Origin of the sequence: Xenorhabdus kozodoii (assembly GCF_002632875.1) — a bacterium.
GTDB classification, from domain to species: Bacteria; Pseudomonadota; Gammaproteobacteria; order Enterobacterales; family Enterobacteriaceae; genus Xenorhabdus; species Xenorhabdus kozodoii.
Genome location: NZ_NJCX01000090.1, coordinates 1 through 919 on the forward strand (window position 1 = coordinate 1; position 919 = coordinate 919).

The window sequence follows — 919 nt, forward strand, 5'->3', positions numbered from 1 at the left end:
TGTTGATGGCACGAATAGCGAATTCACGCAGTTTCTCGACGCCAATAAAGCCAACGGCACCACCTAGCGCCGGTGACACACTGGCAGGAATACCAAACAGTTCCAGCCCGCTGGATATGCCCCAGGATAATGCCCCACACAATAGCGGCTCGACCCATCGGTTCTTACGTTCCACGCCGTCATAAATCAGGCGGCCGTAACAAATGGCAATGGCTAAAGCCGAGCCGGATATCTGCGGCCACGAGTTTTTTAGGCCAGCCAGTAGGTCAGCCCATAAATCTGGGTTTTCTTTCATCTTCATATTCCACCCCATTTGAACAATGGGCGTCCGTGGGGTGAACTATGGTTACCCCTGTGAGTGAGTTAAAAGTAATGAGTTGATACTTAAGATATGTTGTTAGATCAGCCAAACATTAATCAACTGGAGGGATGGCTGATTACCTCTGGATAAAGGAAAAATATGGATAACGAATTATTGGAGCATCAACTTGCGTTTTTACTGGCAATCTCAATGGCAGAAGCCGGGGAAGATGCAGGTGCCTTGCGTGAAAGACTCACTAAGTATATGGATAAACTGTTCAAATCAGACAAATCTTTTCATAGGGAAAAACACGCCAGAGCCTTATCGTCCATATATGCCAAAGCTGACAATATGTATTTTGATATGATAAGAAAAGAAGACTAATCATACTAATCCCCAATTATTTGGGGATTTTTAACTCCTTCATCGTCTTCTCAGCAAAAGCCACTGCTCTGTCATTAAATGCTTTCAGAGTAATTTCATCCGTTACAAAGTCTTCTGAATACTCAAATGACACTTTCAAACTATGCACATCACTGATGCCAGCAACAACGACTTTGGCTATCAGCGTATCAATAATGGCGGCTCTAAAATCACCATTACCTTCTTTCGCAAGGT

At 43.9% G+C, this 919-nt stretch carries 3 protein-coding genes; 1 reads left to right on the top strand and 2 read right to left on the bottom strand.

Going from position 1 to position 919, the window contains the following annotated elements; all coding sequences use genetic code 11:
- Positions 1–301 (bottom strand): phage holin, lambda family (locus tag Xkoz_RS19215; RefSeq protein ID WP_422646090.1); only part of this gene is annotated, 301 nt, incomplete at its 3' end.
- Between the two features lie 159 nt (positions 302–460).
- On the opposite strand from Xkoz_RS19215, the gene Xkoz_RS19220 reads away from it, so the two are divergent.
- On the top strand, positions 461–685 hold the full coding sequence (locus Xkoz_RS19220; RefSeq protein WP_099143524.1) for a hypothetical protein: 225 nt from the start codon (positions 461–463) through the stop codon (positions 683–685).
- A 16-nt stretch (positions 686–701) separates the two neighbouring features.
- Here the strand turns inward: Xkoz_RS19220 and Xkoz_RS21480 are convergent.
- Positions 702–919: hypothetical protein (locus tag Xkoz_RS21480; protein WP_167386633.1), on the bottom strand; the 218-nt coding region annotated here is incomplete at its 5' end.

What these genes read in the sequence shown, in the direction of transcription:
- Xkoz_RS19220 (WP_099143524.1), top strand. Translation starts at nt 461, where the DNA reads ATGGATAACGAATTATTGGAGCATCAACTTGCGTTTTTACTGGCAATC.